This window comes from Pseudooceanicola spongiae, assembly GCF_014899185.1.
GTDB lineage: Bacteria > Pseudomonadota > Alphaproteobacteria > Rhodobacterales > Rhodobacteraceae > Pseudooceanicola > Pseudooceanicola spongiae.
Genome location: NZ_CP045201.1, coordinates 2,002,814 through 2,027,794 on the forward strand (window position 1 = coordinate 2,002,814; position 24,981 = coordinate 2,027,794).

The 24,981-nt window shown below is 63.9% G+C and carries 21 protein-coding genes and 1 tRNA gene; 10 read left to right on the forward strand and 12 right to left on the reverse strand.

Annotated elements, in window-relative coordinates:
• Positions 1–380: 380 nt before the first annotated feature.
• From F3W81_RS09455 to F3W81_RS09465, 3 genes are all read right to left on the reverse strand, one after another.
• Complete coding sequence (locus F3W81_RS09455; RefSeq protein ID WP_193083334.1) at positions 381–1,064, reverse strand: Fe2+-dependent dioxygenase; 684 nt, start codon at positions 1,062–1,064, stop codon at positions 381–383.
• A gap of 140 nt (positions 1,065–1,204) precedes the next feature.
• Positions 1,205–3,433, reverse strand: a complete 2,229-nt coding sequence (locus tag F3W81_RS09460; RefSeq protein WP_193083335.1) for a TonB-dependent receptor — start codon at positions 3,431–3,433, stop codon at positions 1,205–1,207.
• A 384-nt stretch (positions 3,434–3,817) separates the two neighbouring features.
• Positions 3,818–3,904: transfer RNA gene (locus tag F3W81_RS09465), tRNA-Leu, on the reverse strand.
• A gap of 337 nt (positions 3,905–4,241) precedes the next feature.
• Between F3W81_RS09465 and lipB the strand changes: the two genes are divergently transcribed.
• The 4 genes from lipB (at position 4,242) to F3W81_RS09485 (ending at position 8,046) form a co-directional block, all read left to right on the forward strand.
• The gene (gene lipB, locus F3W81_RS09470) at positions 4,242–4,850 is read left to right on the forward strand and encodes a lipoyl(octanoyl) transferase LipB (protein WP_264298915.1); all 609 of its coding nucleotides are present in this window, start codon (positions 4,242–4,244) and stop codon (positions 4,848–4,850) included.
• Positions 4,851–4,968: 118 nt separating this feature from the next.
• Positions 4,969–5,391 (forward strand): c-type cytochrome, encoded by a 423-nt coding sequence (locus F3W81_RS09475; protein ID WP_193083336.1) that lies wholly within the window; start codon positions 4,969–4,971, stop codon positions 5,389–5,391.
• A gap of 347 nt (positions 5,392–5,738) precedes the next feature.
• Positions 5,739–7,409, forward strand: coding sequence for a cytochrome c oxidase subunit I (ctaD, locus tag F3W81_RS09480; protein ID WP_193083337.1), 1,671 nt, complete (start codon positions 5,739–5,741; stop codon positions 7,407–7,409).
• A 151-nt stretch (positions 7,410–7,560) separates the two neighbouring features.
• On the forward strand, positions 7,561–8,046 hold the full coding sequence (locus tag F3W81_RS09485) for a DUF2244 domain-containing protein (protein WP_193083338.1): 486 nt from the start codon (positions 7,561–7,563) through the stop codon (positions 8,044–8,046).
• A gap of 91 nt (positions 8,047–8,137) precedes the next feature.
• Here the strand turns inward: F3W81_RS09485 and F3W81_RS09490 are convergent, their stop codons facing one another.
• Entirely contained in the window at positions 8,138–8,320 is a 183-nt protein-coding gene (locus F3W81_RS09490) for a DUF3008 family protein (RefSeq protein WP_193083339.1), read from the reverse strand.
• 317 nt (positions 8,321–8,637) lie between these two features.
• Complete coding sequence (locus F3W81_RS09495; RefSeq protein ID WP_193083340.1) at positions 8,638–9,099, reverse strand: GatB/YqeY domain-containing protein; 462 nt, start codon at positions 9,097–9,099, stop codon at positions 8,638–8,640.
• A gap of 366 nt (positions 9,100–9,465) precedes the next feature.
• On the opposite strand from F3W81_RS09495, the gene carA reads away from it, so the two are divergent.
• Positions 9,466–10,632: a glutamine-hydrolyzing carbamoyl-phosphate synthase small subunit gene (carA, locus tag F3W81_RS09500; protein ID WP_193083341.1), complete on the forward strand. Its 1,167-nt coding sequence runs from the start codon at positions 9,466–9,468 to the stop codon at positions 10,630–10,632.
• A 180-nt stretch (positions 10,633–10,812) separates the two neighbouring features.
• Entirely contained in the window at positions 10,813–12,726 is a 1,914-nt protein-coding gene (locus F3W81_RS09505; RefSeq protein WP_193083342.1) for a glycosyltransferase family 2 protein, read from the forward strand.
• Here F3W81_RS09505 and F3W81_RS09510 read toward each other — a convergent pair.
• The gene (locus tag F3W81_RS09510; RefSeq protein ID WP_193083343.1) at positions 12,723–13,373 is read right to left on the reverse strand and encodes a GntR family transcriptional regulator; all 651 of its coding nucleotides are present in this window, start codon (positions 13,371–13,373) and stop codon (positions 12,723–12,725) included. The two genes, F3W81_RS09505 and F3W81_RS09510, sit on opposite strands and share 4 nt — an antisense overlap.
• Positions 13,374–13,487: 114 nt before the next feature.
• Here F3W81_RS09510 and F3W81_RS09515 point away from each other — a divergent pair, with 114 nt between their 5' ends.
• Both F3W81_RS09515 and F3W81_RS09520 read left to right on the forward strand, forming a co-directional pair.
• The gene (locus tag F3W81_RS09515) at positions 13,488–14,132 is read left to right on the forward strand and encodes a pyrimidine 5'-nucleotidase (RefSeq protein WP_193083344.1); all 645 of its coding nucleotides are present in this window, start codon (positions 13,488–13,490) and stop codon (positions 14,130–14,132) included.
• 66 nt (positions 14,133–14,198) lie between these two features.
• A complete protein-coding gene (locus F3W81_RS09520; RefSeq protein WP_193083345.1) occupies positions 14,199–15,395 on the forward strand; it encodes a UbiH/UbiF family hydroxylase in 1,197 nt (398 codons plus the stop codon).
• A gap of 68 nt (positions 15,396–15,463) precedes the next feature.
• Here the strand turns inward: F3W81_RS09520 and F3W81_RS09525 are convergent, their stop codons facing one another.
• Positions 15,464–15,922, reverse strand: coding sequence for an Lrp/AsnC family transcriptional regulator (locus F3W81_RS09525; RefSeq protein WP_193083346.1), 459 nt, complete (start codon positions 15,920–15,922; stop codon positions 15,464–15,466).
• Positions 15,919–16,374: an Lrp/AsnC family transcriptional regulator gene (locus F3W81_RS09530; RefSeq protein ID WP_193083347.1), complete on the reverse strand. Its 456-nt coding sequence runs from the start codon at positions 16,372–16,374 to the stop codon at positions 15,919–15,921. The genes F3W81_RS09525 and F3W81_RS09530 overlap by 4 nt, the downstream gene beginning before the upstream one ends.
• 127 nt (positions 16,375–16,501) lie before the next feature.
• On the opposite strand from F3W81_RS09530, the gene ilvC reads away from it, so the two are divergent.
• Both ilvC and F3W81_RS09540 read left to right on the forward strand, forming a co-directional pair.
• A complete protein-coding gene (gene ilvC / locus F3W81_RS09535; protein WP_193083348.1) occupies positions 16,502–17,524 on the forward strand; it encodes a ketol-acid reductoisomerase in 1,023 nt (340 codons plus the stop codon).
• Between the two features lie 371 nt (positions 17,525–17,895).
• Complete coding sequence (locus F3W81_RS09540) at positions 17,896–19,143, forward strand: Hsp70 family protein (protein WP_193083349.1); 1,248 nt, start codon at positions 17,896–17,898, stop codon at positions 19,141–19,143.
• Between the two features lie 4 nt (positions 19,144–19,147).
• Here the strand turns inward: F3W81_RS09540 and folP are convergent, their stop codons facing one another.
• The 4 genes from folP to F3W81_RS09560 form a co-directional block, all read right to left on the reverse strand.
• Entirely contained in the window at positions 19,148–20,167 is a 1,020-nt protein-coding gene (folP, locus tag F3W81_RS09545; RefSeq protein ID WP_193083350.1) for a dihydropteroate synthase, read from the reverse strand.
• A gap of 80 nt (positions 20,168–20,247) precedes the next feature.
• Positions 20,248–21,192 (reverse strand): dihydroneopterin aldolase, encoded by a 945-nt coding sequence (locus F3W81_RS09550; RefSeq protein ID WP_193083351.1) that lies wholly within the window; start codon positions 21,190–21,192, stop codon positions 20,248–20,250.
• Positions 21,193–21,511: 319 nt separating this feature from the next.
• Complete coding sequence (locus tag F3W81_RS09555; RefSeq protein ID WP_193083352.1) at positions 21,512–22,144, reverse strand: cell wall hydrolase; 633 nt, start codon at positions 22,142–22,144, stop codon at positions 21,512–21,514.
• Positions 22,145–22,301: 157 nt separating this feature from the next.
• The gene (locus F3W81_RS09560; RefSeq protein WP_193083353.1) at positions 22,302–24,866 is read right to left on the reverse strand and encodes a putative PEP-binding protein; all 2,565 of its coding nucleotides are present in this window, start codon (positions 24,864–24,866) and stop codon (positions 22,302–22,304) included.
• Positions 24,867–24,981 lie beyond the last annotated feature (115 nt).

Consider the following 24,981-nt stretch of genomic DNA (forward strand, 5'->3'; position numbering starts at 1 on the left):
ACTCCGAAGCGCGGACACACCACGCCAAATCTGGTACGCCAGTCGCTGTGCCCGCCGCCCGAAGCCCCTTGCAGAGAGCCGCCCGTGCAGCGCGCACGATCTGGCGCGGATTGCTGGGGCAAGCGGAACAGACGCGACCAGAGCTCTGGCCAAACCGACTGTCTCAGACTCGCCTTTTTGACTGTTTCCGACGCATTCTCCGTCGGCGCAAGACCCACCACAGGCGATTGCCCCGGATTAACCCTGCCACAGGCGCATAGCTGCCATGACACGCCTGAAAAACCGCGCTTTCCCTCAGGAACAGGACAGTTTGGTCACTGTTTTGTGAAACTGCGGCTGTGCGGCAATCGCCCCTCAGCCGCCCCCTCGGACCCCGGCGCTCAGACTTCGGACCACTGCCGGATCATGTTGTGATAATGCGCCGTGATGCCCGTCACGCCCGGATCGTCGTCGGGCAACAAAGAGCGGATGCGCATGATCGACTGGTCCAGATCATACAGCATATGGCGCTGCCAGTCGTCGCGCACCATCGACTGCGCCCAAAAGAACGACCCCCAGCGCGACCCGCGCGTCACCGGCGTCACCGAATGCAGGCTGGTCGCGGGATAGATCACCGCCTGCCCCGCCGGCAGCTTGATGCGGTGTTCACCGTAGGTGTCATGCACCACCAGCTCGCCCCCGTCATAGTCCTCGGGCGGCGTCAGAAAGATCGTGGTCGAGACATCTGTACGCAGCCGCTGCCCCGTCCCCGGCGCCACCCGGATCGAGCCGTCGACATGCGCGCCAAACGTCATGCCCTCATCATAGCGGTTGAACATCGGCGGCAGCACATGCAGCGGCAGCACTGCCGAGGAATAGGTCGCATTGCGCGCCAGCGCCCGCAGCACGATGGTGCCCAGCTCTGCCGCCTCGGCACTCTCAACAGGGACCTGAAGGTTGTGCTTCACCTTGCCCGCCTGATCTCCGGCGGTGTGACGCCCGTCGATCCAGCCCGTCCCCTCCAGCACCTGCCGCATATAGGCGACCTCTTCGGGGGTCAGCAGATCGGGAATGGTCACAAGCATGGCGGTCTCCGTTGTCTTTGCGGGCAGATTACCGGGCTGTCGCCGGAAAGTTAAGTGTTTCCGTCAGGAATTATTCCCGCGCGTATCGCGCATGAAAAAGGGCGGCCGAAGCCGCCCCTTTCCCGGTCCCGAGGCCTGCCTCAGAACGAATGTTTCAGCGTGATGGCAAAGTTGCGGCCCGGCTCGGTATAGACGTGCTGGGTGACATGGGAATCGCCATAGATGTGCTTGTCGAAGACGTTGTTGACGTTCAGCTGCAGCGACGTGTCCTGGTTGAACTTGTAGGACACCATCAGATCGGTCTGCCAGCTGGACGGCATCACCCCGGCGACAGAGCCGTCGGTGGAATAGCTCGCCACGCGCTGATCGACATAGGTGGCCCCGGCGCCAAAGGTCAGGGCGTCGTTGACCTCATAGGTGCTCCAGAGCGAGAAGGTGTTCTTCGGGATCTTCGTCAGCTGCTTGCCGTTGCCCGGGTTCAGGTAGGGCGTGCCGCCCCCGCGCGGGGTCGAATAGCCGCCATCGATCAGCTTGACGTCCTGATAGACATAGCCGCCCGAAACGCCCCACTGCTGGGTGATCTGGCCGGCAAAGCCCAGCTCGATACCCTGCGCGCGGGTCTTGCCGATGTTCTCGACCTCGCCCAGAGCATTGGTGACGCGGGCATTGTCCTTCTCGGTGTGAAACAGGCTGGCCGAGAGCATCAGCTGGTCGTTGAACATCAGCCACTTGGTGCCGAGCTCATAGCTCAGCGTGCGTTCCGGATCGAGCTCGTTCAGGCTGTCGTCCGCGGATTCACCGCCTGTGCCCGCGCCCTGCCCACCGGGGGTCGAAGCACTGCTGATCGAGGCATAGAAGCGGCCCTGTTCAGTCGGTTTGTAGACCAGACCGGCAGACCCGTTCACCAGATCCGACGTCACCTTGTCGCTGTCTGTCGCGGTTTTGCTGGTCACGTCGTAGTTGCTGTAGCTGAGGCCGAAGGACGCCTCGAACTGCGGCGAAAGATCAATCGTGTCAAAGGCATAGACGGTGGTCGAGCGGGTCTCGTTCCACTGGCTCTTTTCGCCCGCGGTGATCGTGCCGGTCCAGTTGCCAAGTTGCGGATCGGTATAGCTGACATTGCCCGGCGTCGGGGTATAGTTGTAGCCGCCGTACTGCGTCGCCTTGGATTTCGAGATATCGACACCCACTGCAAAGCTGTGGTTCAGCGCCAGAACATCGGCCTCGCCCTTCAGCTGCGCGTTGAAGGCCAGCGTGTCGTTCTCACGATGGCTCGACTTGGCGCCCCGGCTGATCTCGCCCGTGCTGGAGATCCCCGGCTGCGTCGCCAGATAGGAGGTATCATCGCGCGTGGCGCGCAGCGTCGCGGCAAAGCTCAGGTTGCTGGCAAACTCGTGGTCCAGCCGCACATAGGCGCTCTGGCTCTCGCCGTCCGAAAAGTCGCGCCCCGGCGTGCCATAGAAGGTGTCGGTCGGCACATCGATCGGACGCCACGGATCGGACGCGGTGCCCGAGCCTCTGCGATAGGCGTCCGGCACGTTGTCGTTGGACATCCGCACGCCGTAATCGGGCATGTCCTCGTTCTTGTAGTAATAGAGACCGGCAGTGACCTTGGTGTCCGCATCGACCTGATAGCTCAGGCTGGGCGCGATGCCCCAGCGCTTGGAGGTCTTGCCCTTCTTGCCGCCCAGATCGTCCGCATCCTGATACATCAGGTTCAGCCGCACGCCGACATCGCCGACCTGACGGTTCGAATCCAGCGTGGCGCGCTTGAAGTTGCCGGTGCCATAGCTCAGCGACACATCGTCGAACGTGCCCGGCATCGGCACCTTGGAGTTCAGGTTGATCGACCCACCGGCCGAGCCTGCGCCCGTCGTCACGCCGTCCGAGCCCTTGGTGATCTCGACCGTTTCCAGGTTGAAGGATTCGTAGCTGGTGCGCGAGGCATTGCGCAGCCCGTCGATCATGATGTCGTTGCTGGCGTCAAAGCCACGGATCTGCGGGATATCGCCCGCAGGCACGCCGCCCTCGCCCGCGCGCATCGTGATGCCCGGCGTGGTGCGCAACACGTCATAGAGCGACGTCGCGCCGCGCTCCTCCATCTCCTTGCGGGTGACGACGGTGACGGATTTCGGCGTGTCGATCAGCGGCGCTGTCGCCTTGCCCGAGGCCGCATTGGTCACGGTATAGCTGTTGGCCGCTTCGCCCTCGACATCGCTTTGCACGGTGATCGGGGCCAGATCGACGGTCTGGGCAAAGGCAGGCCCGGCCACGGCGGCGGTCATCGCGATGATCGGCAGCAGGCCAAGGGTGGGTGACAGGCGCGCAGTGGACGACGCCGCACCCGGTTTCGGTGTGGTAAATGACATCTGGATCAGGCTCCCCAGCATGAAAAGGAAAACCGCCCAAACGGCTGAAAGAGGCCGGGGCGGTGAGATATTGCTGGCTTGCGGCTTGCGAGATTTCTGCGGTCCGCCCCCGGTGAAACGGGGGTCACTGACCGCGCAACGCCTTTCCAATTACAGCAGGCCCACGTTGTCAATCGGCCAGTCTTGCGAAAAGTCGCATTTCGCAAAAGCGTGGCAAAAGGCCCTCACCCCGGCGCGCTGGCGCGACGACACAGCGCGACCCTGCACAGCAAAACCGCCGGACAAAACACGCGTATCGCGGGACAATCATTCAGAAAAGAGAGGGGGGAAACGACCTTAGATCGGACCGGCCCGCTGAGCCTGTTGCTCAAGCCGGGCCTGAAATGGTGCGGTCGAGAGGACTCGAACCTCCACGGGTGTTACCCCACAGCGACCTCAACGCTGCGCGTCTACCAATTCCGCCACGACCGCACGTGATCAGGTAGTTAGCGGCGATATACCCAGCCGGTTTGGCAATGTGAAGACCAAAATTGCCCTGCCCGAACTATTTTCTCGCACCCCGGCTTTTCGCACGTCTCGCGCCCCGATGTTCCCCGCCTATCTGCCCCTGCCTGCCCCGCCCTGCGCGCATCCAAGGGTGACGTTGCATTCCCCCCTGCAATGGCGGAAAACTGGCCAGCCCCGCCGCGCTGACGGGGCACGAGATCCCAAGCTCCGGAGACCCGCCTTGTCCGCCACCCCACCCGATACCACCCCCGAATGGATCATCTCCGAAGGTCTGACAGGCTACGCCGAGGCGCTCTCCTTCATGGAGGCCCGCGTCGAGGCGGTCGCCCGTGGCGAAGCGCGTGAGGCGATCTGGCTGCTGGAGCATCCGCCGCTCTATACCGCTGGCACCTCTGCCAAGGTGCGCGATCTTGTCGACCCGGATCGCTTTCCGGTCTTTGATGCGCGGCGCGGCGGGCAGTACACCTACCACGGCCCCGGACAGCGCGTCGCCTATATCATGCTGGACCTGACCAAGCGTGGCCGCGACGTGCATGCCTTCGTTCTGGCGCTGGAAAACTGGATGATCGCGACGCTGGCCGAATTCAGCATCACCGGCGAAATCCGGCAGGGCCGCGTCGGCGTCTGGGTGAATCGCCCCGACAAGGCCCCCCTGCCCGACGGCACCCCGCGCGAAGACAAGATCGCCGCCATCGGCATCCGCCTGCGCAAATGGGTCAGCTTTCACGGCATTTCGATCAACGTCGAACCCGAGCTTGAGCATTTTTCCGGTATCGTGCCCTGCGGCATCACCGGCCACGGCGTCACCAGCCTTGTCGATCTCGGCCTGCCCGTCAGCATGGAAGATCTCGACGTCGCGCTGATGACCACCTTTGCGCGCGCCTTCCCGGAACCGGGCTCCGCCAGCTGATCCTGCCGCCTTCGCGCGGCCGCCCCTGCGACAATTGCGCGGCCCCGCCCCCCTTTGGCCTGCCCCCGCGATGCCCTAGAGTGCCCGCATCGCCAGACGCCACCCCGGAGGATCCGACATGACCCGCACCCTGATCACAGCCACCGCCCTGCTCTGCCTCGCACTCCCCGCCCTCGCGGACATGGGCAACGTGGCAGAAGGCGAGAAAGAGTTCAGGAAGTGCAAATCCTGCCACCAGATCGCCTCGGCTGACGAAGTGATCGTCAAAGGCGGGCGCACCGGCCCGAACCTCTACGGTGTCATCGGCCGGCACGCCGGGGCCGAGGATTTCCGCTATGGTGCCGACCTCAAGCGCGCCGGCGAAGAGGGCCTCGTCTGGGACGTCGACAACATCCAGGCCTATATCACCGACCCGCGCGGCTTCCTGCGCGAAACGCTGGGCGACGACAGCGCACAGGCCAAGATGTCGTTCCGCCTGCGCGACCATCAGGGCGACGTCGCCGCCTACCTCGCGCAGTTCTCCGGCGACGGCGGCTCCTGAGCCACCGCCCTTTAGCCCGCGAATCGCCGCGCGGTTGCGCGCACCCCCGCGCCGGCTCCACCCCAGCGTGTCGCATTTTGCACCCTGCGCGTGTAATGCCCCTCGCCGCGCGGCATCTCCCAGCCGCCGCGGGCCGCGACCGACACCCCATGCCCGCCAGACCCCGCGCAACCATGCCGAAAGTGTCACCTCAGCATCACGCAGCCTCGCGCGTTGACAAAAATAATTGATCTGCGTCAATACCGGCCATTGCCCCGAAGGGGTGGCTCTTTTAAAAAGCCTCTAATCAACGTGCGCGCGGGAGGAGACACCCACTCAGGCGCTTCAACTTCTAGCAGGAGGCAGACATGGCCGACGCAGCCGTTCATGGCCACGGGCATGAAGACAACCGTGGGTTTTTCACCCGCTGGTTCATGTCCACCAACCATAAGGATATCGGGATCCTGTATCTGATCGTCGCCGCCGTGGCCGGTCTGATCTCGGTTCTCTTCACCGTCTACATGCGGATGGAGCTTATGCACCCCGGCGTTCAGTTCATGTGCCTTGAGGGCGCACGTTTCTGGCCGTCATCCGCAGAGTGTACCCCCAACGGGCACCTCTGGAACGTCATGATCACCTATCACGGTGTCCTGATGATGTTCTTCGTCGTCATTCCCGCGCTGTTCGGCGGCTTCGGCAACTACTTCATGCCGCTGCAGATCGGCGCTCCGGACATGGCCTTCCCGCGCCTGAACAACATGTCGTTCTGGCTCTATGTCGGCGGCCTCTGCCTCGGCGTCGCCTCGCTTCTGGCGCCCGGTGGCAACGACCAGATGGGCTCCGGGATCGGCTGGGTGCTCTATCCGCCCCTCTCGACGTCCGAGGGCGGCTATTCCACAGACCTCGCGATCTTTGCCGTGCACGTCTCCGGGGCCTCCTCGATCCTCGGTGCGATCAACATCATCACCACCTTTCTGAACATGCGCACGCCCGGCATGACGCTGTTCAAGGTGCCGCTGTTCGCCTGGTCGGTCTTCGTCACCGCCTGGCTGATCCTTCTGGCGCTGCCGGTTCTGGCCGGTGCCATCACCATGCTGCTGACCGACCGCAACTTCGGCACCACCTTCTTCAACCCTGCAGGGGGCGGCGATCCGATCCTCTACCAGCACATCCTGTGGTTCTTCGGTCACCCCGAGGTCTACATCATCATCCTGCCCGGCTTCGGCATCATCTCTCACGTGATCTCGACCTTCTCGCGCAAACCGATCTTCGGCTACCTGCCGATGGTTCTGGCGATCATCGCGATCGGCGTGCTGGGCTTCGTCGTATGGGCGCACCACATGTACACGGTCGGCCTATCGCTGACCCAGCAGAGCTACTTCATGATGGCCACCATGGTCATCGCCGTCCCGACGGGCGTGAAGGTCTTCTCCTGGATCGCAACGATGTGGCAGGGCTCGATCGAGTTCAAGACACCCATGCTCTGGGCCTTCGGCTTCCTGTTCCTGTTCACCGTCGGTGGCGTCACCGGCATCGTGCTCAGCCAGGCTCCGGTCGACCGCGCCTACCACGACACCTACTATGTGGTCGCCCACTTCCACTACGTGATGTCGCTCGGGGCCGTCTTCGCCATCTTCGCCGGGATCTACTTCTGGTTCGGCAAGATGACCGGCCGCCAATACCCCGAATGGGCCGGCAAGCTGCACTTCTGGGCGATGTTCATCGGCGCCAACCTGACCTTCTTCCCGCAGCACTTCCTGGGTCGTCAGGGCATGCCCCGCCGCTACATCGACTATCCCGAAGGCTTCGCGGTCTGGAACTTCTGGTCCTCCATGGGCGCCTTCCTGTCCTTCGCCTCCTTCGTGTTCTTCTTCGGCGTGATGTTCTACTCGCTGTTCCGCGGTGCCAAGATCACCGAGAACAACTACTGGAACGAATACGCCGACACGCTGGAATGGACCCTGCCCTGCCCGCCGCCCGAACATACGTTCGAGCAGCTGCCCAAGCGTGAAGACTGGGACAAGGTCCACGCCCACTGAGCGCAGATAGCCTCACCGATACCACCAAAGGGGCGCCTCCATCGGGCGCCCCTTTTTCAGTTGGGCAGGCTTCTTCTTGCCCTGAATATTCCGGGGTCCGGGGCAGCGCCCCGGGGCTTGCCCCAGGACCCCACCCCGCAGGGAGAGCCCCTTGCCCTACCACTGGCACGATCCCGGCCGGCTTGAGCTGACACCGCATCGCTCCCTGCCACCCCAGGGTTTTGCCGTGGTCATCGGCCTGTTCTTCAGTCTGGCGATGGTGCCGCTCTTCACCATGCTGGGCTCACCGGTGCTCTGGGGATTGCTGCCCTTTGCGATGATTGCCCTCGGCGCGCTCTGGTGGGCGCTGCGCCGCTCCTACCGCGACGGCATGATCCTTGAGCGTCTGCACCTGGACGAGGACAGCTGGACCCTGCTGCGCGACGGCCCACGCAACCAGCACCATGAATGGCAGTGCAAGCGCTACTGGGTCCGCGTGCAGATGCACGAGACCTCCGGGCGTGTGCCCTTCTACATCACCCTCTCCGGCAATGGCCGCGAGGTCGAGATCGGCGCGTTCCTGTCGGAGGACGAGCGCAAAGCCCTCTTCCCCGAGCTCCTCAATGCCGCCTCGCGCAAAACAGATAGCCCCAACTGACGGGACGACGGGCGGCATGATGCCCGCATCGCGGGCGGGCGCCGGTCCCGCACTTCCGTCAGGCCTGCTCCTCCCGCTCAGCGCTTAGCGCTCACTCCGCCTCATCCGGCAAACCCTTGCGTGCAGTCGAGGCCATCTCTTCCAGTTCCGCCTCGCTCATGCTGTCGTACATGTCTTTCGAGGCGCCCTGCAAATCCGCCACCTTGCTCTCGCCCCGCTTGGCGGACAGGGCCGCCCCTGCCGCCCGCTGCTGCGCTTTCGATGTCGCTTTCATAGCTCAGATCCTCTCCGATGTTGCGGCCCCGCGCCCGGCCCTCACAGCCCGCGCGCGCCGACTCCAGAACCAAACCCGCCCTGCTCGCCCCGGGTTCCCACAGCCCCCAAAACCCCCATCCCACCGATTCGCACACGCCGCTGACACAGCATCTCCGCTGAAATGACACCGTTCGGATACCGTTCAGATACCGACGCAATACCGACATGGCGTTTTGGGCCGCCCGAAATCGCCCTCCGGGCGCACATACCCCCAGAAACCAAAAAGCCCCCACCGGTTTCCCGGCAGGGGCTCTCACATCTCTCTGAAGCGTAACCTCAGGTGGTCAGGCGTTTTTTCACCATCGGGCCAACGGCACCAAAGTCCATCTGTCCGGTGTATTTGCCCTTCAGATGCCCGATCACCTTGCCCATGTCACGGATCGAGTTGGCCTCAGTTGTGGAAATGGCCTCTTCTATCGCCGCCTCGACTTCCTTGTCACGCAGCTGCCGCGGCAGGAATTCCTCGATCACCTTGATCTCTTCCAGCTCCTGCTCTGCCAGATCGATCCGCCCGCCTTCCTCGTAGGCCCGCGCGCTCTCTTGGCGCTGCTTGGTCATTTTCCCCAGTATAGCAAGCACTTCGGCCTCGCAGACACCGTCATCCTTGCCGTCGCCGCGTGCGGCGATGTCCCGGTCCTTGATGGCTGCATTGATCAGCCGCAGGGTGCAAAGCCGATCCTTGGCGCGCTCTTTCATCGCGGCCTTCATGGCTGTGTTGACCTGGTCTCTCAGTTGCATCTCACGTCTACCCCGGAGTTGGTTGCAAGTGACGACATATATAGAAACGTGCGGCCATCGACAAGCGTTCCACATCCCTTTCGCCGCGCTGCGGAACTGTTTTGAGCCTGTACTGAGGGGTTTTGCCGGGTCAAACCCCCTCAGATCAAGGGAAACCGCCGCACCGCAGCAATCGCGCGCCCTCAGGACCTCTCCGACTCAGCCCGTGTCACACTGCCCTCCCTGCCCAAACCGCATGGCGGCAAGCGAGCCGCCCCCCGCATTCCCCCCGCCCAAAGCCCCACAGGCCCCTACCAGCCCTTGACCCGCCCGGTCTGCGCTTCTAGGTATGCTTCGATTTGCCATATTCCCAGAAGAGTTGTTGCCATGCCCCTTATCCAAGGACAGAAACCGACTGCCTGCCTCGCGCTTGCTGATGGGACGATCTTCTACGGCAAGGGGTTCGGCGCCACTGGCGTGACCGAAGCCGAGCTTTGCTTCAACACTGCCATGACGGGCTACCAGGAGATCATGACGGATCCCTCCTATGCCGGTCAGATCGTCACCTTCACCTTTCCCCATATCGGCAACGTCGGTGTGAACCCCGAGGATGACGAGACCGCGAACCCCGTCGCTGCAGGCATGGTCGTCAAATGGGACCCAACCGAGCCCTCGAACTACCGTTCGGCTGGTGAGCTCGGCGATTGGCTGGCGTCGCGCGGCCGCATCGCCATCGGCGGGATCGACACCCGGCGGCTGACCCGCGCCATTCGCGCCCGCGGAGCGCCCCATGCGGCCCTCGCCCACAACCCCGACGGTCAGTTCGATGTCGAGGCTCTGGTCGCCCGCGCGCGTAGCTTTTCGGGCCTTGTGGGGCTGGACCTGGCCAAGGATGTCACCTGCGCCCAAAGCTATCGTTGGGATGAGATGCGGTGGGCCTGGCCTGATGGCTTTACCCGTCAGACCGAGGCGCGCCACAAGGTCGTTGCCATCGATTACGGTGCGAAACGCAACATTCTGCGCTGCCTTGCATCGGCAGGCTGCGATGTGACTGTGCTTCCCGCAAGTGCAACTGCCGAAGACGTTCTGGCCCACAATCCTGATGGTCTGTTCCTTTCGAACGGTCCGGGCGACCCTGCCGCGACCGGCAAGTACGCCGTCCCGATGATCCAGAAGGTTCTGGAGCGCTCTGATATGCCGATTTTCGGCATCTGCCTCGGCCACCAGATGCTGGCGCTGGCGCTCGGCGCACAGACCGTCAAGATGAACCACGGCCACCATGGCGCCAACCATCCTGTGAAGGATCTGGACACCGGCAAGGTTGAAATCACCTCGATGAACCATGGGTTTGCCGTCGACAGCCAGACCCTGCCAGCTGGCGTCAAGGAAACCCACGTCTCGCTTTTCGATGGCTCCAACTGCGGTATCCGGATGGCCGATCGTCCGGTCTTTTCGGTACAGCACCACCCCGAAGCCAGCCCCGGGCCGCAAGACAGCTTTTACCTGTTCGAGCGCTTTGCCACCTCGATGGACAAGGTCAGCAGCGCCGTCTGAGCGGGTGTAAATTGCGACAGGAAGGGGGCCAGCTGGCCCCCTTTTTTCATGCCCTCCGCTGTCTTGCCCGTGCGTCTGACCCAGAGCCCGAGCGCAATACCCTCATGGAAAGGTCTTATTAACGACCAATTAACCTTGGCTTGCGAAACAGGTCTGCGGCAGAAAAAAGGGCCTTCAGTCATGGTGTCGAACCTGCGCAAGCTGGACACGCAGTCATCGGCACATGGCGCCCTTCCCCAATCAGGGGGGATGGACGCGGCTCAGCCCGGGCGTTTTCAGGAACTTGCCATCGACTTTCGGCGGCCCCCGGAGGGTACCTCTGAAGGCCGCTCTCTTGCAGACAATCTTCGCCGCTCATGGGCAGAGGGCGAGATCACCGAGCGTCACGTATTGGATCTCCTCAGCCTCAGCCTTGGGCTGAGCCGGGTCGACTTTGCGAGCGAGGCTCCTGACAAGCACCTGCTGGGCCTCTTTGATCCGGGATTTTGCCTCAAACATCAGATCGTTCCATGGTCGTTACACCAAGGTCGCCTGGTGATTGCGACCGCCCGTCCTGAACGCTTCCTGACGTTGCTGCCCACGCTGGAACGCAGCCTCAAGGACCCTCTGCAGATCGACAGCCGACCTGTGGTCGCCACACATGACGACATCCAGAACTACCTGGCCGAGGCGCATCACGACGTGCTTTATGCCGCGATGTCCGCCCGCGTCCCGGCGGTTGAGAGCTGCCGCACCTGGTCCCATACGTCACATCGGGTTCAGATCCTGATGCTGATCCTGATGGGCCTTGCCGCGATACTGTTGCTCTATCCAAAGCTGGTCTTTCTGGCTGGCGTGACCTGGGCAACCCTGACCCTGGCGCTGGCGATGCTTCTCAAGGGCGGCGCGGCCCTCACGCACCTGCTCAAACCTGAGGAACCAGAGCCGGTGCCAAGGGAGCCCACCGCACTGCTGCCGGAGATCTCTGTTCTAGTCCCTCTCTATAAGGAACGCCGGATCGCGGAATTGCTGATCAAGCGGTTGGGAAGGCTCAACTATCCGCGTGACAGGCTGGATGTTGTTCTGGCGCTGGAGGAACATGACAACGTCACCCGTGGCGCCGTCGCGGATCTGGAACTGCCGCGCTGGATGCGGGTCGTCGTCGTGCCGGATGGGGTGCCGCGCACCAAACCGAGGGCGATGAACTATGCGCTCGATTTCTGCAGGGGCGAGATCATTGGAATTTATGACGCCGAGGACGCCCCCGAGCCGGACCAGTTGCTGAAGGTGGCGGAGCGTTTTGCCACCAAGCCCCACCGGATCGCCTGCCTGCAGGGGGCACTGGATTACTACAATACGCAACAGAACTGGATCGCGCGCTGTTTCACGGTGGAATACAATAGCTGGTTCCGACTGGTTCTGCCCGGCATGTCGCAGATGGGGCTGGCTGTCCCGCTCGGCGGCACCACGGTCTTCATGCGCCGCGATGTGCTGGAGGAGCTGGGCGGCTGGGACGCCCATAACGTCACCGAGGACGCCGATCTGGGCTTTCGTCTGGCAAGGCACGGCTATCACACTGAAATCCTTGCCTCGACCACGTCAGAGGAAGCCAATTGCCATGCCCGCCCCTGGGTGACGCAACGCTCGCGCTGGTTGAAGGGGTATGTCGTCACCTACCTCGTGCATCTGCGCAACCCCCGGCTGGTGCTGCGTCAACTGGGGCTCTGGCGGTGCCTGGGCTTCCACGCGCATTTCATCACGGCGGTGTCGCAATTCATGCTGGCCCCGCTGCTCTGGTCGTTCTGGCTGATCCTGCTGGGACTGCCGCATCCGCTGCGCCACGTCATCCCGCCACCGCTTCTGACCACCTGCGCGGTGCTGTTCTTTACGGCGGAGATCCAGAACATCACTTTAGGCCTGATCGCCACAAAAAAGGCGGGGCACCGGCATCTCTGGAAATGGGTGCCGACGCTGCATTTCTACTACCCGCTCGGGTGCCTCGCCTCATACATGGCCTTGTATGAGCTGATCTTTTGTCCGTTTCACTGGCATAAGACCCAGCACGGCCACTCTATCCCCGAGCAAGATGAGACCGCGAATCCCCCCGGGGCCTAGATATGATCCTCATCACGCACCGCATCGAGCTTGAGACGCGTGATGAAGGCCTTGGAAATATGGGTGCGCAGGGCATCGCCCGCCTTCCCTTCATCGCGCGCGGCGATAGCACGGACGATGGCATCATGTTCGGCGAGTGAATCCTCGTCCCGCCCCTCCGCCGCCAGAGACGTCGTGGCCAGCAGCGCCATCGAGCGATGCACGAGGTCGAGTTGCTGCACCAGAAACCGATTGTGCGAGGCAAGGTGGATCTGGTGGTGAAACCGCCGGTTCGCCCGGCTCAGCGCCTGCGGATCCCCAAGGTATTTCCGGTCGTCAGAGATCATGTCCTGCAGCACACGCACCTCTTCGGGATTGGCATGACGCGCTGCGAGACGCGCCGCCAGCGCCTCGAGCTCAGCTCGAACGATGTAAAGCTCCGCCAGCTGGTTGTGATCGAGCGAGGCGACGATCAGCGACCGGCCATCACGCGTCAGCAGCGCCTGTGTCTCAAGCCTTTGTAAAGCCTCGCGAATCGGGGTGCGAGAGACGCCAAAGCGCTCTGCCAGCTCGCTCTCGACCAGACGGTCACCGGGGCGATAGACGCCGACGTCGATCGCTTCGAGAATGAGCGAATACGCATCCCCCTGCGCGGGTTTGATGGCCATGCCGAGCGGCTCCTTTTAAAGTCGTGTTACATTAGGCCTGAGGGGGCGAACATGGCAAGCAATCGGTCGCCCCGATGACTTGCGCGCGCCCCGCAGTGACGGTAGCGTCCGACCATGCAAAAAGCTTCGTTCAGCCATGTGACCAGCTGGGTCTTCGACCTCGACAACACGCTCTACCATCCCTCGGCCAGGCTTTTTGATCAGATCGAAAAGCGCATGATTGCCTGGATCATGACGGCGCTGAAGGTTGATGCGATCGAGGCCAACCGCCTGCGCGGGCATTATTGGCGCACCCATGGCACCACTCTGGCAGGGTTGATGCGCGAACACAGCGTCGATCCCGCCGCCTTTCAAAGCGATGTGCATGCGATCAACGTCGACCATCTGGAGCGCGACCCCGTGCTGGCCGACCATATCCGCGCCCTACCCGGCCGCAAGATCGTCTATACCAACGGCTCCGCGCCCTATGCCGAACGGGTGCTGGCCGCGCGCGGGCTGGAGACACTTTTCGATGCGGTTTATGGCGTTGAGCATGCAGGGTTTCTGCCGAAACCGGAACGCGCCGCGTTTGATACGGTCTTCGGCATTGATGGCCTGGACACGGCCCGGGCGGCGATGTTCGAGGACGATCCGCGCAATCTGGCCGAACCCTTTGCCATGGGGCTGCGCTGCGTCCATGTTGCCGAGGCCCCGGTTGAGGCCGCACATATCCACTTTCACACCGATGACCTGTCAGGCTTTCTGGGCAGGTTGCGCTGAGGCGCGACGGTTTGGCGCTTTTCCAGCGCCCGGCGCCGCTCTAGATACCTGATCAGGAGGTACGCCATGGACAAGCGTTACGATATCGTGATTTCGGGCGGCGGAGTCGCCGGTCTGACGGCAGCCTGCACCTTTGGCGCGGCCGGTTTTTCTGTCCTCTGCCTTGACCCGACGCCCCCCGTCGTCGCGCGAGAAGCCGAGGGCTCAGATCTGCGCACCACCGCCTTTCTGCAACCCGCGCGTAGCCTGCTTGAGGAGATCGGCCTGTGGCAGGCGCTGGCGCCCCACGCCGCACCGCTGAACATCATGCGGATCGTCGACGCTGGCGGGCCTGAGCCCGAAGCCCGTGTCGTGCGCGATTTTAATTCTGCCGAGATTTCCGACCTTCCCTTTGGCTGGAACCTGCCCAACTGGCTGCTGCGACGCGAGATGGTGGCCCGCATCGAAGCGCTTGAAACGGTTGAGTTTCGCCCCGGAGTTGGCAGCAAGAGCCTGTTCACCCGCGAGGCAGAAGCCTTTGTCGGTTTGAGTGATGGCAGCCGGGTGCGCACCCGTCTGGTGATCGCGGCCGATGGTCGCTCTTCGCCAATGCGGCAGGCGGCGGGGATCGCAGTGACGACGCGGCGCTATGGGCAAAAAGCGCTGGCCTTTGCCGTGACCCACCCGGTGCCGCATGACAATGTCTCCACCGAGATCCACCGCACAGGCGGGCCGTTCACTCTGGTACCTTTGCCGGATCTGGAGGGGCGCCCCTCCTCGGCGGTGGTCTGGATGGAGGATGGACCGCGCGCGCTGGAGCTGGCCGCGATGAACGTCAGCGCATTTGAAGATGAGATGATGCGGAGAAGCTGTGGGATTCTGGGGCCGCTGAAGCTGGAGACCCGCCGCTCGGTCTGGCCAATCATCACGCAGGTGGCTGAGCGGATGAACGGCCAGCGGCTGGCGCTGATAGCCGAGGCGGCCCATGTGCTGCCGCCGATCGGCGCTCAGGGGCTGAATATGTCGCTCGGGGATCTGCGGTGTCTGAGGGATCTGGCGGTCACGGCACCGGAGCGTCTGGGCGATGCAGGGATGCTCGACGCGTTTCATCAGGAGCGCCACCGGGAGGTGCAGATCCGCGCTGCAGGGATTGATGCTCTGAACCGGGCCTCGCAGATTTCATCGCAGCCATTGCGGGATCTGCGGGCGGCGGGATTGAATGCGCTCTATTCGGCGGCGCCTGTGCGCAAGGTGCTGATGCAGATGGGGCTGGGCGTGAAGTGAACCGTCGGCAGAGGGGCTCTGCCCCCGGCCTGCGGCCTCCCCCGGGATATTTTCAACAGGGAAACGTATCAGCCGAGCGGGCCCGGGAGGCGTTCTTCGGAGAGGAGGACGTTGGCATCGACGTTGCCAATGCCGGGCAAGGTCATGATTCTGCGGCGTAAAACGCGTTCAAAATCAGGGATGTCGCGGGCGGTGACGCGCAGGCGGTAATCATATGCGCCGAGGATGTGTTCGACGGTCTGGACCTCGGGGATGGCGGAGACAGCGCGTTCGAAATCTTCAAGGCTGAGGCGGCCCTTGGTGGCGAGTTTCACGCCGAGAAAGACTGTGACGCCGAAGCCGAGGCGGGCGAGGTCGAGCTCGACCCGTTTGCCACGGATGGCGCCTGCCTCTTCAAGACGACGGATGCGGCGCCAGGTGGCAGGCTGCGAGAGGCCCAGCTTGCGGCCGAGGGCACCGGAGCTTTGCGTGGCATCTTCGGAGAGCGCGCGCAGGATGCGGCGATCGAGGTCGTCCAGATCAATCATAGCGGGACCGATTCATCGTATTTGATGCGGGAGATATGCATCAGGGCGTCGAGGTCAGTGATATGGGGCAGCGGCAGGATGCGGCTGCGGTAGATCTCCTGGTAGTGCAGCATATCGCGGGCGATGACGCCGAGACGGGCATCGACTTGACCGAGGAAGGTTTGAATTTCAAGGACTTCTGGGATCTTGCGCGCTTCGGCGGCGAATTCTTCAAAGGCGCGGGGTTGGGTCTTGTCAAGGGTGATGCGCAGAGAGACCTCAACCTCGTACCCAAGAGCCTGCCAGTTGATCACGGCACGGGTGGCGTGAATGATGCCCTGTTCCTGCATCCGCTCAATACGGCGCCAGCAGGTGGCCTGCGTCAGACCGGAACGTTCGGCCAATTGCGCAGCAGAGGCAGCCGGGTCTGCCTGATATTGTCGCAGTATGCGTCTGTCGGCATCATCGAGCATGATTTTTACATCTTACAAAAATATAACGAATTGATTTTTTGATTATCACTTAAATGATGCAGGATTTGCAACGTTCGTGACGGAGAAACCGGTATTCTAAGTGTACAAATTGCAAGGAGAAGCACCGATGCGTGTTTATTATGACCGTGACTGCGACATCAACCTGATCAAGGACATGAAAGTGGCCATCCTCGGCTACGGTTCGCAAGGTCACGCCCATGCGCTGAACCTGCGCGATTCCGGCGCGAAGAACCTGGTCGTCGCACTGCGCGAAGGCTCGGCATCGGCAAAGAAAGCCGAAGCGGAAGGCCTGACCGTGATGGGGATCGCCGAGGCCGCTGCCTGGTGTGATCTGATCATGTTCACCATGCCCGATGAACTTCAGGCAGAAACCTACAAGAAATACGTCCATGACAACCTGCGCGACGGCGCGGCGATTGCCTTTGCCCATGGTCTGAACGTGCATTTTGGTCTGATCGAGCCGAAAGCTGGCGTCGATGTCATCATGATGGCGCCCAAGGGCCCCGGCCATACGGTGCGCGGCGAATACACCAAAGGCGGCGGCGTGCCTTGCCTGGTGGCGGTGAACAATGATGCGTCCGGCCGCGCTCTTGAAATCGGTCTGAGCTATTGCTCGGCCATCGGTGGCGGGCGCTCCGGCATCATCGAGACCAACTTCCGCGAAGAGTGCGAAACCGACCTGTTCGGCGAGCAGGCGGTGCTGTGTGGTGGTCTGGTCGAGCTGATCCGCATGGGCTTTGAAACCCTCGTGGAAGCGGGCTATGCCCCTGAAATGGCTTACTTTGAGTGCCTGCACGAAGTGAAGCTGATCGTCGATCTGATCTATGAAGGCGGCATCGCCAACATGAACTACTCGATCAGCAACACGGCCGAGTACGGCGAGTATGTTTCGGGCCCGCGCATCCTGCCCTACGACGAGACCAAGGCGAAGATGAAAGCGGTTCTGCGCGACATCCAGACCGGCAAATTCGTGCGTGATTTCATGCAGGAAAACGCTGCAGGTCAGCCGTTCTTCAAGGGCACCCGTCGTCTGAACGACGAACATCAGATCGAACAGGTTGGCGAGAAGCTGCGCGGCATGATGCCGTGGATTTCCGCTGGCAAAATGGTTGATAAAGCCAAGAACTGATCGCTTTTCGGAGCGATGGAGTTTGGGGAGGCCCTGCCAGTTGGCGGGGCCTTTTTTTGCGTTTGAGGCGCGTACCGGACAGGTGCGTGGCGAGGGCAGACTGGTGCGATTTGGCGTGTCGGTATTGCGTCGGTATCTGAACGGTATCTGAACGGTGCAAAATCCGGGAGGTCGAAGCCTGCGCTCTCAGAGGGGGCTCTGCCCCCGGAGCGCGCCGGGCGCGCCCCTCCCCCGAAGTATTTCGGGCAAGATGAGAGAGCGGCGGGCGCGACGGGGGCAGATCTCTGCGCGGGGGCGGGGCGCGGAACGGGCTTGCGCAGGGGGGCGGCTTTGGGTAATTCCGCGGGCTTCGTACAGCGCAGGAGGCTTTCATGTCGGACCGGATTCTGGCCATCGACTTTGGCACATCGAACTCGGCTGCGGCCGTGTTGATCGACGGCGCGCTGCAGCGGCTGCCGATCGAGGTCGGCGCCGAGACCCTGCCGACGGCCGTGTTCTTTGAGGCTGATACCGGCGCCATGCGCATCGGTGAGGCGGCGGCGAAATCGCTGATCGAGGGCGAGGACGGGCGCTATATGCGGGCGCTGAAATCGGTGCTGGGCACGACGCTGTTTCATGAAAAGCGCCTGATTGGCGGCAAGCGGCGCACTCTGGCGGATATCGTCACGGCGTTCATCCTGGCGGTGAAGCAGCGGGCCGAGGCGCAGCTGGGCCATGAGGTGCATCGTGTGCTCTCGGGGCGGCCGGTGCATTTCCATTCCTCGGACCCTGAGCGCGATGCCCAGGCGGAGGCGGATCTGCGCGGTTGCTACGCGGCGGCGGGGTTTACCGATGTCGCCTTCATGTTCGAGCCGGAAGCGGCGGCACGGGCCTCGCTCGGGCGCGAGCGCAGTGGCGAGCTGGGGCTGATCGTCGATATCGGCGGCGGTACGTCGGATTTTACCGTGTTTCGCGCCGAGGCGGACCGGCTGGAGGTTGTGGCGAGCCATGGCATCCGGCTGGGGGGCACGGATTTTGACCGGGAGGTGTCGCTGAGCCATGCGATGCCTTTGCTGGGGCATGGTGGCCAGCTGAAGCGCGAGATGGGTGAGGGGCTGTTGCCGATGCCGGTGTCGATCTTTGTCGATCTGGCGACCTGGGCGAAGATCCCGTTCCTCTATGCGCCGGATGTGCGCCGCTCGGTCGCGCATATGCAGCGCAGCGCGGTGGAGGCGAAGCCGCTGGCGCGGCTGGCCAGCGTGCTGGAGGACGAGCTGGGGCATGAGCTGGCCTTTGCCGTCGAGCGCGGCAAGATCGCGGCCAACCGGGGCGACACGGGCCGCGCGGTGATCAACATGACGATGATCGAGCGGGCGCTGAGTGCCGAGATCAGCCCCGCCTCGCTGGCCGAAGCGCTGGTCAAGCCGCGCGAGATGCTGGCGCAGGCCGCCGCCGAGACGCTGGAGATGGCGGGGGTGCGCGCCGATGAGATCACGGCCGTGATCCTTGTTGGCGGGTCGAGCCTGATGGCGATGGTGGGCGAAGTGGCGCGCGCCCTCTGCCCCGGTGCGCGGATCGAGACGTCGGAGGCGTTTACCGCTGTGGTCGACGGGCTGGCGCTGGCAAGCGGCGACGCCTGAGCCCTTAGCTGGCGGGCGACCAGGCGCCGGTGTGCACCGCCTGCCAGAGCCGCAGCGCCTGCGTGGTTTCGCCGACGTCGTGCACGCGCAGCATCTGGACCCCCTGCGACACCCCGGCCAGCGCCACGGCGATCGAGCCGGGGGCGCGGTCGCGCGCGCTTTCGGCGCCACCGATGGTGCCGATGAAGCGCTTGCGCGACACCCCCAGCAGCAGCGGGCAGCCGAGACCGTGAAACAGCGACAGCCGGTTGAGGATTTCGAGGTTATGCTCAAGCGTCTTGGCAAAGCCGATGCCGGGGTCGGCGAGGATGCGGGCGCGCGGTATGCCCTGCGCCTCGACCGCCTGAATGCGGGCCTCAAGCTCGTCATAGGTTTCCAGCAGGGCGTTGCCGTAGTGCGGCGCGAGGTGCATGTCGCCGGGGGTGTCGCGCATGTGCATGACGCAGACCGGCAGGGCGGTGGCGGCGGCGACCTCGGCCAGGTCAGGGTCATAGGTGAAGCCGGAGACATCATTGATCAAACTGGCACCGGCGCGGTAGGCGGCGCGGGCGACCTGCGCCTTGCGGGTGTCGATGGAGATCCGCGCGCCCATCTGGTGCAGGGCCTCGATCACCGGGGCGGTGCGGCGGATTTCTTCGTCCGGATCGATCAGGGCGGCACCGGGGCGGGTGCTTTCGCCACCGACGTCGATGATATCGGCCCCCTCGGCCAGCAGGGTGCGGGCATGGGCGACAGCCGCGTCACGCCCGTCGTGCTGGCCCCCGTCGGAGAAGCTGTCGGGCGTGGTGTTGACGATGCCCATGACCAGAGGCCGGTCCATCGGCAGGCCCGCCAGCGCCGGGCGCGGGCGGCAGAGGCGGCGTGACCAGTCCTCGGGCAGATCCTCGGCCGTGGTGACCTTGATGCCGCTGCGGGTGATCATTTCGATCTGATTGAACCAGAGCGGACCGCCGCAGAGGGGCAAGGCGCCCTCGGGGCGGGGCATGCCACCCTGAACGATGGGGCGATAGTAGATACGGGTCATGGGAAGCCTTCGCGCTGATCTCTAGGTGTTTTGCGACAGCATTCTTACCAAGATATTGAATGCCTGAGAGACGGGCCGCGTCAAGGCAATGTCAGGGTCACGTCGTCGAGGCTGGCGCGGGTCACGTCGGTGGTGCTGGACGCGAGGTCCGGGACCGTGTCGCCGATGATCAGCATATGGGTGGATTTCATCACCCCCGCGAACCAGAGCGCCAGAGAGGCGCCGTCGCCGATGCTTTCGGGGCGGTCCCCCACGGCGTCCAGCACGATCTTGGAGGGCGCCCATAGGCTGATCTGGCCCTGCTTCATCGCCCAGTCAAGCTCGGTCCGGGTGTTGACCACGACGCAGCGGCGGTCCTTGCCGGCGAGCACCCAGGCGGCCTGTTCAATGGCCAGCAGATCGATGCGCCGCTGCACGAGGGCCGAGGCGGATGTGGGGCGCGGTGCGTCGCCTGGCCCACAGCACAGGATCACCGGAAGGGCGGCGGCCTGCAACTGGTCCAGCCAGCCGCGCAGAAGGTCAGAGCGCGTCGCGGCCTCGGACAGGAAGACGATCAGCGGGTCGGGGCCCTTGTGGGTCAGCGCGGCTTCGGCCACCGGCTGGGCGTCATCATGGGCGCGCACGATCTCGACCCCGAGGGCGCCGGGACCGCGATCCAGCTTTTCGATACGCACGAAGACACGCAGCGCCTGTGGTTCGCTCAGGATCAGGGCGGCGATGTGATCGGCGAGGGTTTCCAGCAGATTGAGCCGCTCGGCCGCCAGAGCTTCCTCGATCGCTTCGCTCAGCGTGTCGTAGGAGAGGATGCGGTCGACGTCGTCTTCAAGCGTGGCATGGGCGTGGCGCACCTCGACCACGATGTTGAAGCGCAGGCGCTGCATGGTGCCGCGTTCGGACTGAAAGGCACCGATCTCGACCTCGGCCAGATGATCACGCAGCGAGATCCGGTCGGCGGGCGCGTCACCGGAGAGCGCGCGTGACCGCGCCAGCGGATGATCGAAGGCCTGACTGATATGGTCGCTCATCTGGTTGCCCCGCGCGTTGCCCGTCTGCGGATCCCTGCATGGCCGACCTGCTGGGATGCAGGCCGGACAGGGATCGCCCGTCTTCATGTCAGAAGACTGGCGGAAAGGCAAAGTCCTGTCGGCGCGAAAAGCGGCACATAGGCGCGCAGGGCCGAAGCGGGAGGCTGTGGAGCGGTGGGGGCATCCCCTGCCCTGTCAAGCGCCGCTCAGCGGCGCAGGGGGCTGGTGCTGGACCCGCGTGGTGCGGCCCCGGGTCCGATTGCGGTCCCTCGGGCGGTGGCGGGTCGTCTCAGGTCTGGTCGTCTCAGGTCTGGTCGTCTCAGTTCTGGGCGGTGCGGGTCGGCATCCGGTAGAACTGGTGCACACCGATGGCGGCCGTCTTTTCAAACTTCTTCGCCCAGCGGGGTTTGACGTGCAGGGTGTGGTAGAAGGTGGCGCCTTCGGTCAGCGGGCGCGCAGTGCCCTTGAGCGTGATCGCGGCAATCTTGGCAGCGCGGGCATAGGCAATCGGTTCGCCAATGACTTCTTTGCGGCCGTCGCAGGTGTAGGTGAACTGGCAGGCATATTTGCGACCTGTGCCCTGATGGATGACCCCGCATACGCTGTTGGGGAAGTCCGGGCTGTCGACACGGTTCAGGATGACCTCGGCCACCGCGAACTGCCCTTTGACGCTTTCGCCGCGGGCCTCGAAGTAGAGCGCCTCAGCGAGGCATTGGAAGGAGTCGTCGCCCTTGCCGGCGGGCTGTCTCGAGAGCCACTCGCGACTGTAGACCACGGGACTGGTCTTCGGCGTCGTCACCTTGGGGGTCGTCAGGAAGGAAGCGAGGCGGCTTTTGGAAACGGATTGCATCGCCTGCTGCTCGACCTTCATCGCGTCGGTCATTGTATTTTCGGCGATCGCGGGCGGCGCGATCGCGAGAAGTAAAATGAAGAAAGCAGCACTGAATTTCATGTTCTGGTCCCCTGACGCAGCGTCTGGCTGATCGCCAACGGTCCGGCTACCTAACGAAAAGTGATGGAACCGTCTACCCTAGGAGGGGATTTTGACAGGCAAGATACTGCCGCCGGCGGCCGGACAAGGTGTTAAGAAAGTGTTAACCACCTGAAACTCAAGATGTTTTAAATGCCCTCGGCGGCAGGGTCGGACGGATATTCAATTGCGCTGCAGCCAGTCTTGCGACGGGAACCCGGAAGGGTGAGCAGGACACATAGTCGAACCCGGCGGCCCGACAGAAGGCGATTGATTCGGCATTGCCGCCGTGTTCGCCGCAGATCGAAAGGGTCAGATCGGGACGCGCCGCGCGGCCCCGTTGTGCCCCAATCATGAGCAGTTCACCGACCCCTTCGGTGTCAAGGGTGTGAAAAGGATCCTCGGGGTAGACGCCCTGCTTGACATACTCGGACATGAACTTGCCCGCGTCATCGCGCGACAGCCCGTAGGTCATCTGCGTCAGGTCGTTGGTGCCGAAGGACAGGAAGGCGGCGAAGGGCGCAATCTCGCCCGCGCGCAGGGCGGCGCGGGGTGTCTCGACCATGACGCCGAGGCGGTAGGTGAAGTCGCGCCCGGTCTCGGTGCGCACGGCGGCGGCGACGGCATCGACGCGCATCTTGACCAGCTCGACCTCGCGCTTGGCCGAGACGAGCGGGATCATGATTTCGGGCACGACGGGCGCTCCGTCGCGGCTGGCGGCGATGGTCGCCTCGAAGATCGCACGGGCCTGCATGTCGTAAATCTCGGGGATGGTGATCCCGAGGCGAACGCCGCGCATCCCCAGCATGGGATTGTATTCGCTGAGAGATTCGACGCGGCGCGTGACATCGGACAGGGGCAGCGAGAGGGCCTCGGCCAGCTCACGCAGACCGGCGCGGTCCGAGGGCAGGAATTCATGCAGGGGCGGATCGAACAGGCGGATGCAGACTGGCTGGCCCTGCATGATGCGGAACAGTTCGATGAAATCGGCGCGCTGCATCGGCAGCAGGCGGTCGATGGCGGTGCGCCGATCGGCGGGGGCGTCGGCGAAGATCATCTCGCGCATCACGGTCAGGCGACCGGGGTCGAAGAACATATGTTCGGTGCGGCAGAGGCCGATGCCTTGTGCGTTGAACTTGCGTGCCACCAGCGCGTCGGCGGGGGTGTCGGCGTTGGCGCGGATGCCAATGTCGCAGAACTCCTCGGCCCAGGACAGCATCGACTGGAAGGCGTCGTCCTGCGCGGCTTCGTGCAACGGCGTCTCGCCCGCGAGGATATCGCCGTCGCTGCCGTCGATGGTGATCAGGTCGCCGCCGCGGAAAACGCGGCCATCGCGGGCCTTGATGAACTGGTTCTTCATGTCGAATTGCAGACCCGTCACGCCAACGACGCAGGGCAGCCCGAGGCCGCGCCCGATGACGGCGGCATGGCTGGTGATGCCGCCCCGCTCGGTCACGACGCCGACCGAGGCATGCATGCCGCGGATATCCTCGGGGCCGGTTTCGCGGCGCACCAGAACGCAGGCCTCACCGCGCGCAGCACTGGCCTGCGCGGCGGCGGCGGAGAACACGATCTTGCCGGTGGCGGCGCCGGGACTGGCGGCGATGCCCTTGCCGATGACGTCGCGCTTGGCCTCCGGGTCGATCTGGCGGTGCAGCATTTCGCTGAGCGCGCGGGGGTCGACGCGGCAGATCGCCTCCTCCCTCGGGATCACGCCATCCTCGGCCAGAGCGACCGCGATACGCACCGCCGCGCGCGAGGTGCGGCTGACGCGCAGGGCGTCGAGGATGTGGAGCTGGCCGTCCTCGATGGTGAATTCGGCCTGCATTTCCTCGCGCAGGCGAAACCGCATCAGTTCGGTATATTCGACAAGCTTATCAAAGGCTTCGGGAGCCAGATCCTGCAGTGATTCGCCGCGTGCATCGCGCGCGAGATATAGCGATTGCTTGCCCCGCTGCAGCGCCTCGCGGCCCTGGCTCTGGCTGAGATAGCGGCCGGTAAAGCGCGGCTTGCCGGTGCCGGAGGAGACCCGCTGAATCACGCCGGAGCCGCATTCGCCATGCCGTCCGAGGCCGAGCGCCATCTCCTGCACGACGAGGCCGAGGCCGGCATCCGCAGGCGCACCCTTGGCCTGACGCAGCAGCCGGGCGGTGGTGCCGCGCCAGGCGCGGGCCATGGATTTCAGCACGGCGGTGATCTGCACGCGAGGGTCCTGGGGGAAGTCCTCCTCCGTCTCCTCGCGGTAGGCGCGCAAGGATTCGGCCAGCGCATCGGGGCCGTGGTCGGGCAGGTCCGAGAACATGTCCGGGTCGAGGCGTTCGACGTGCACGGCGTAGGTGCGCACGAAGCGGTTATAGAGACGCGTCGCGGCTTCCTCGCCCAGCTTGGCCGAGAGGGCGGCATGGACGGTGTCGTTGATGCCGAGGTTGAGAACCGCGCTCGGCCCACCCCAGTCAGGGTCCTCAGACGAGGGACGCACGCAGAGCAGCGGGTGCGCGCCGAAGGGTGCTAGCAATTGCGCGAGGTTGGGCATCCGCCCCTCGGCAATGTCGTGCACCGAGGCGAAGGACAGCGCGACGGTGCGCGGCACCGGCAGGTTCAGCCGAACCAGACGTTGCAGGCATTTCGCCCGCCCACCGTGCGTTTGTGTCGCAATCGGCGCGGTTTCGGTGATGAGGGTGATGTTGGGGTCGTCTTGCTGCACTGCGGCACCTGCTCTTCTTGCTGCAGCATAGCGAGGTGGCGCAACAGGGCAAGGGAAAGTCGGGCAGCGCACCGCGCAAGCCCGACCAATGGCGCGCCCTTGGCGAGGCGCGCCG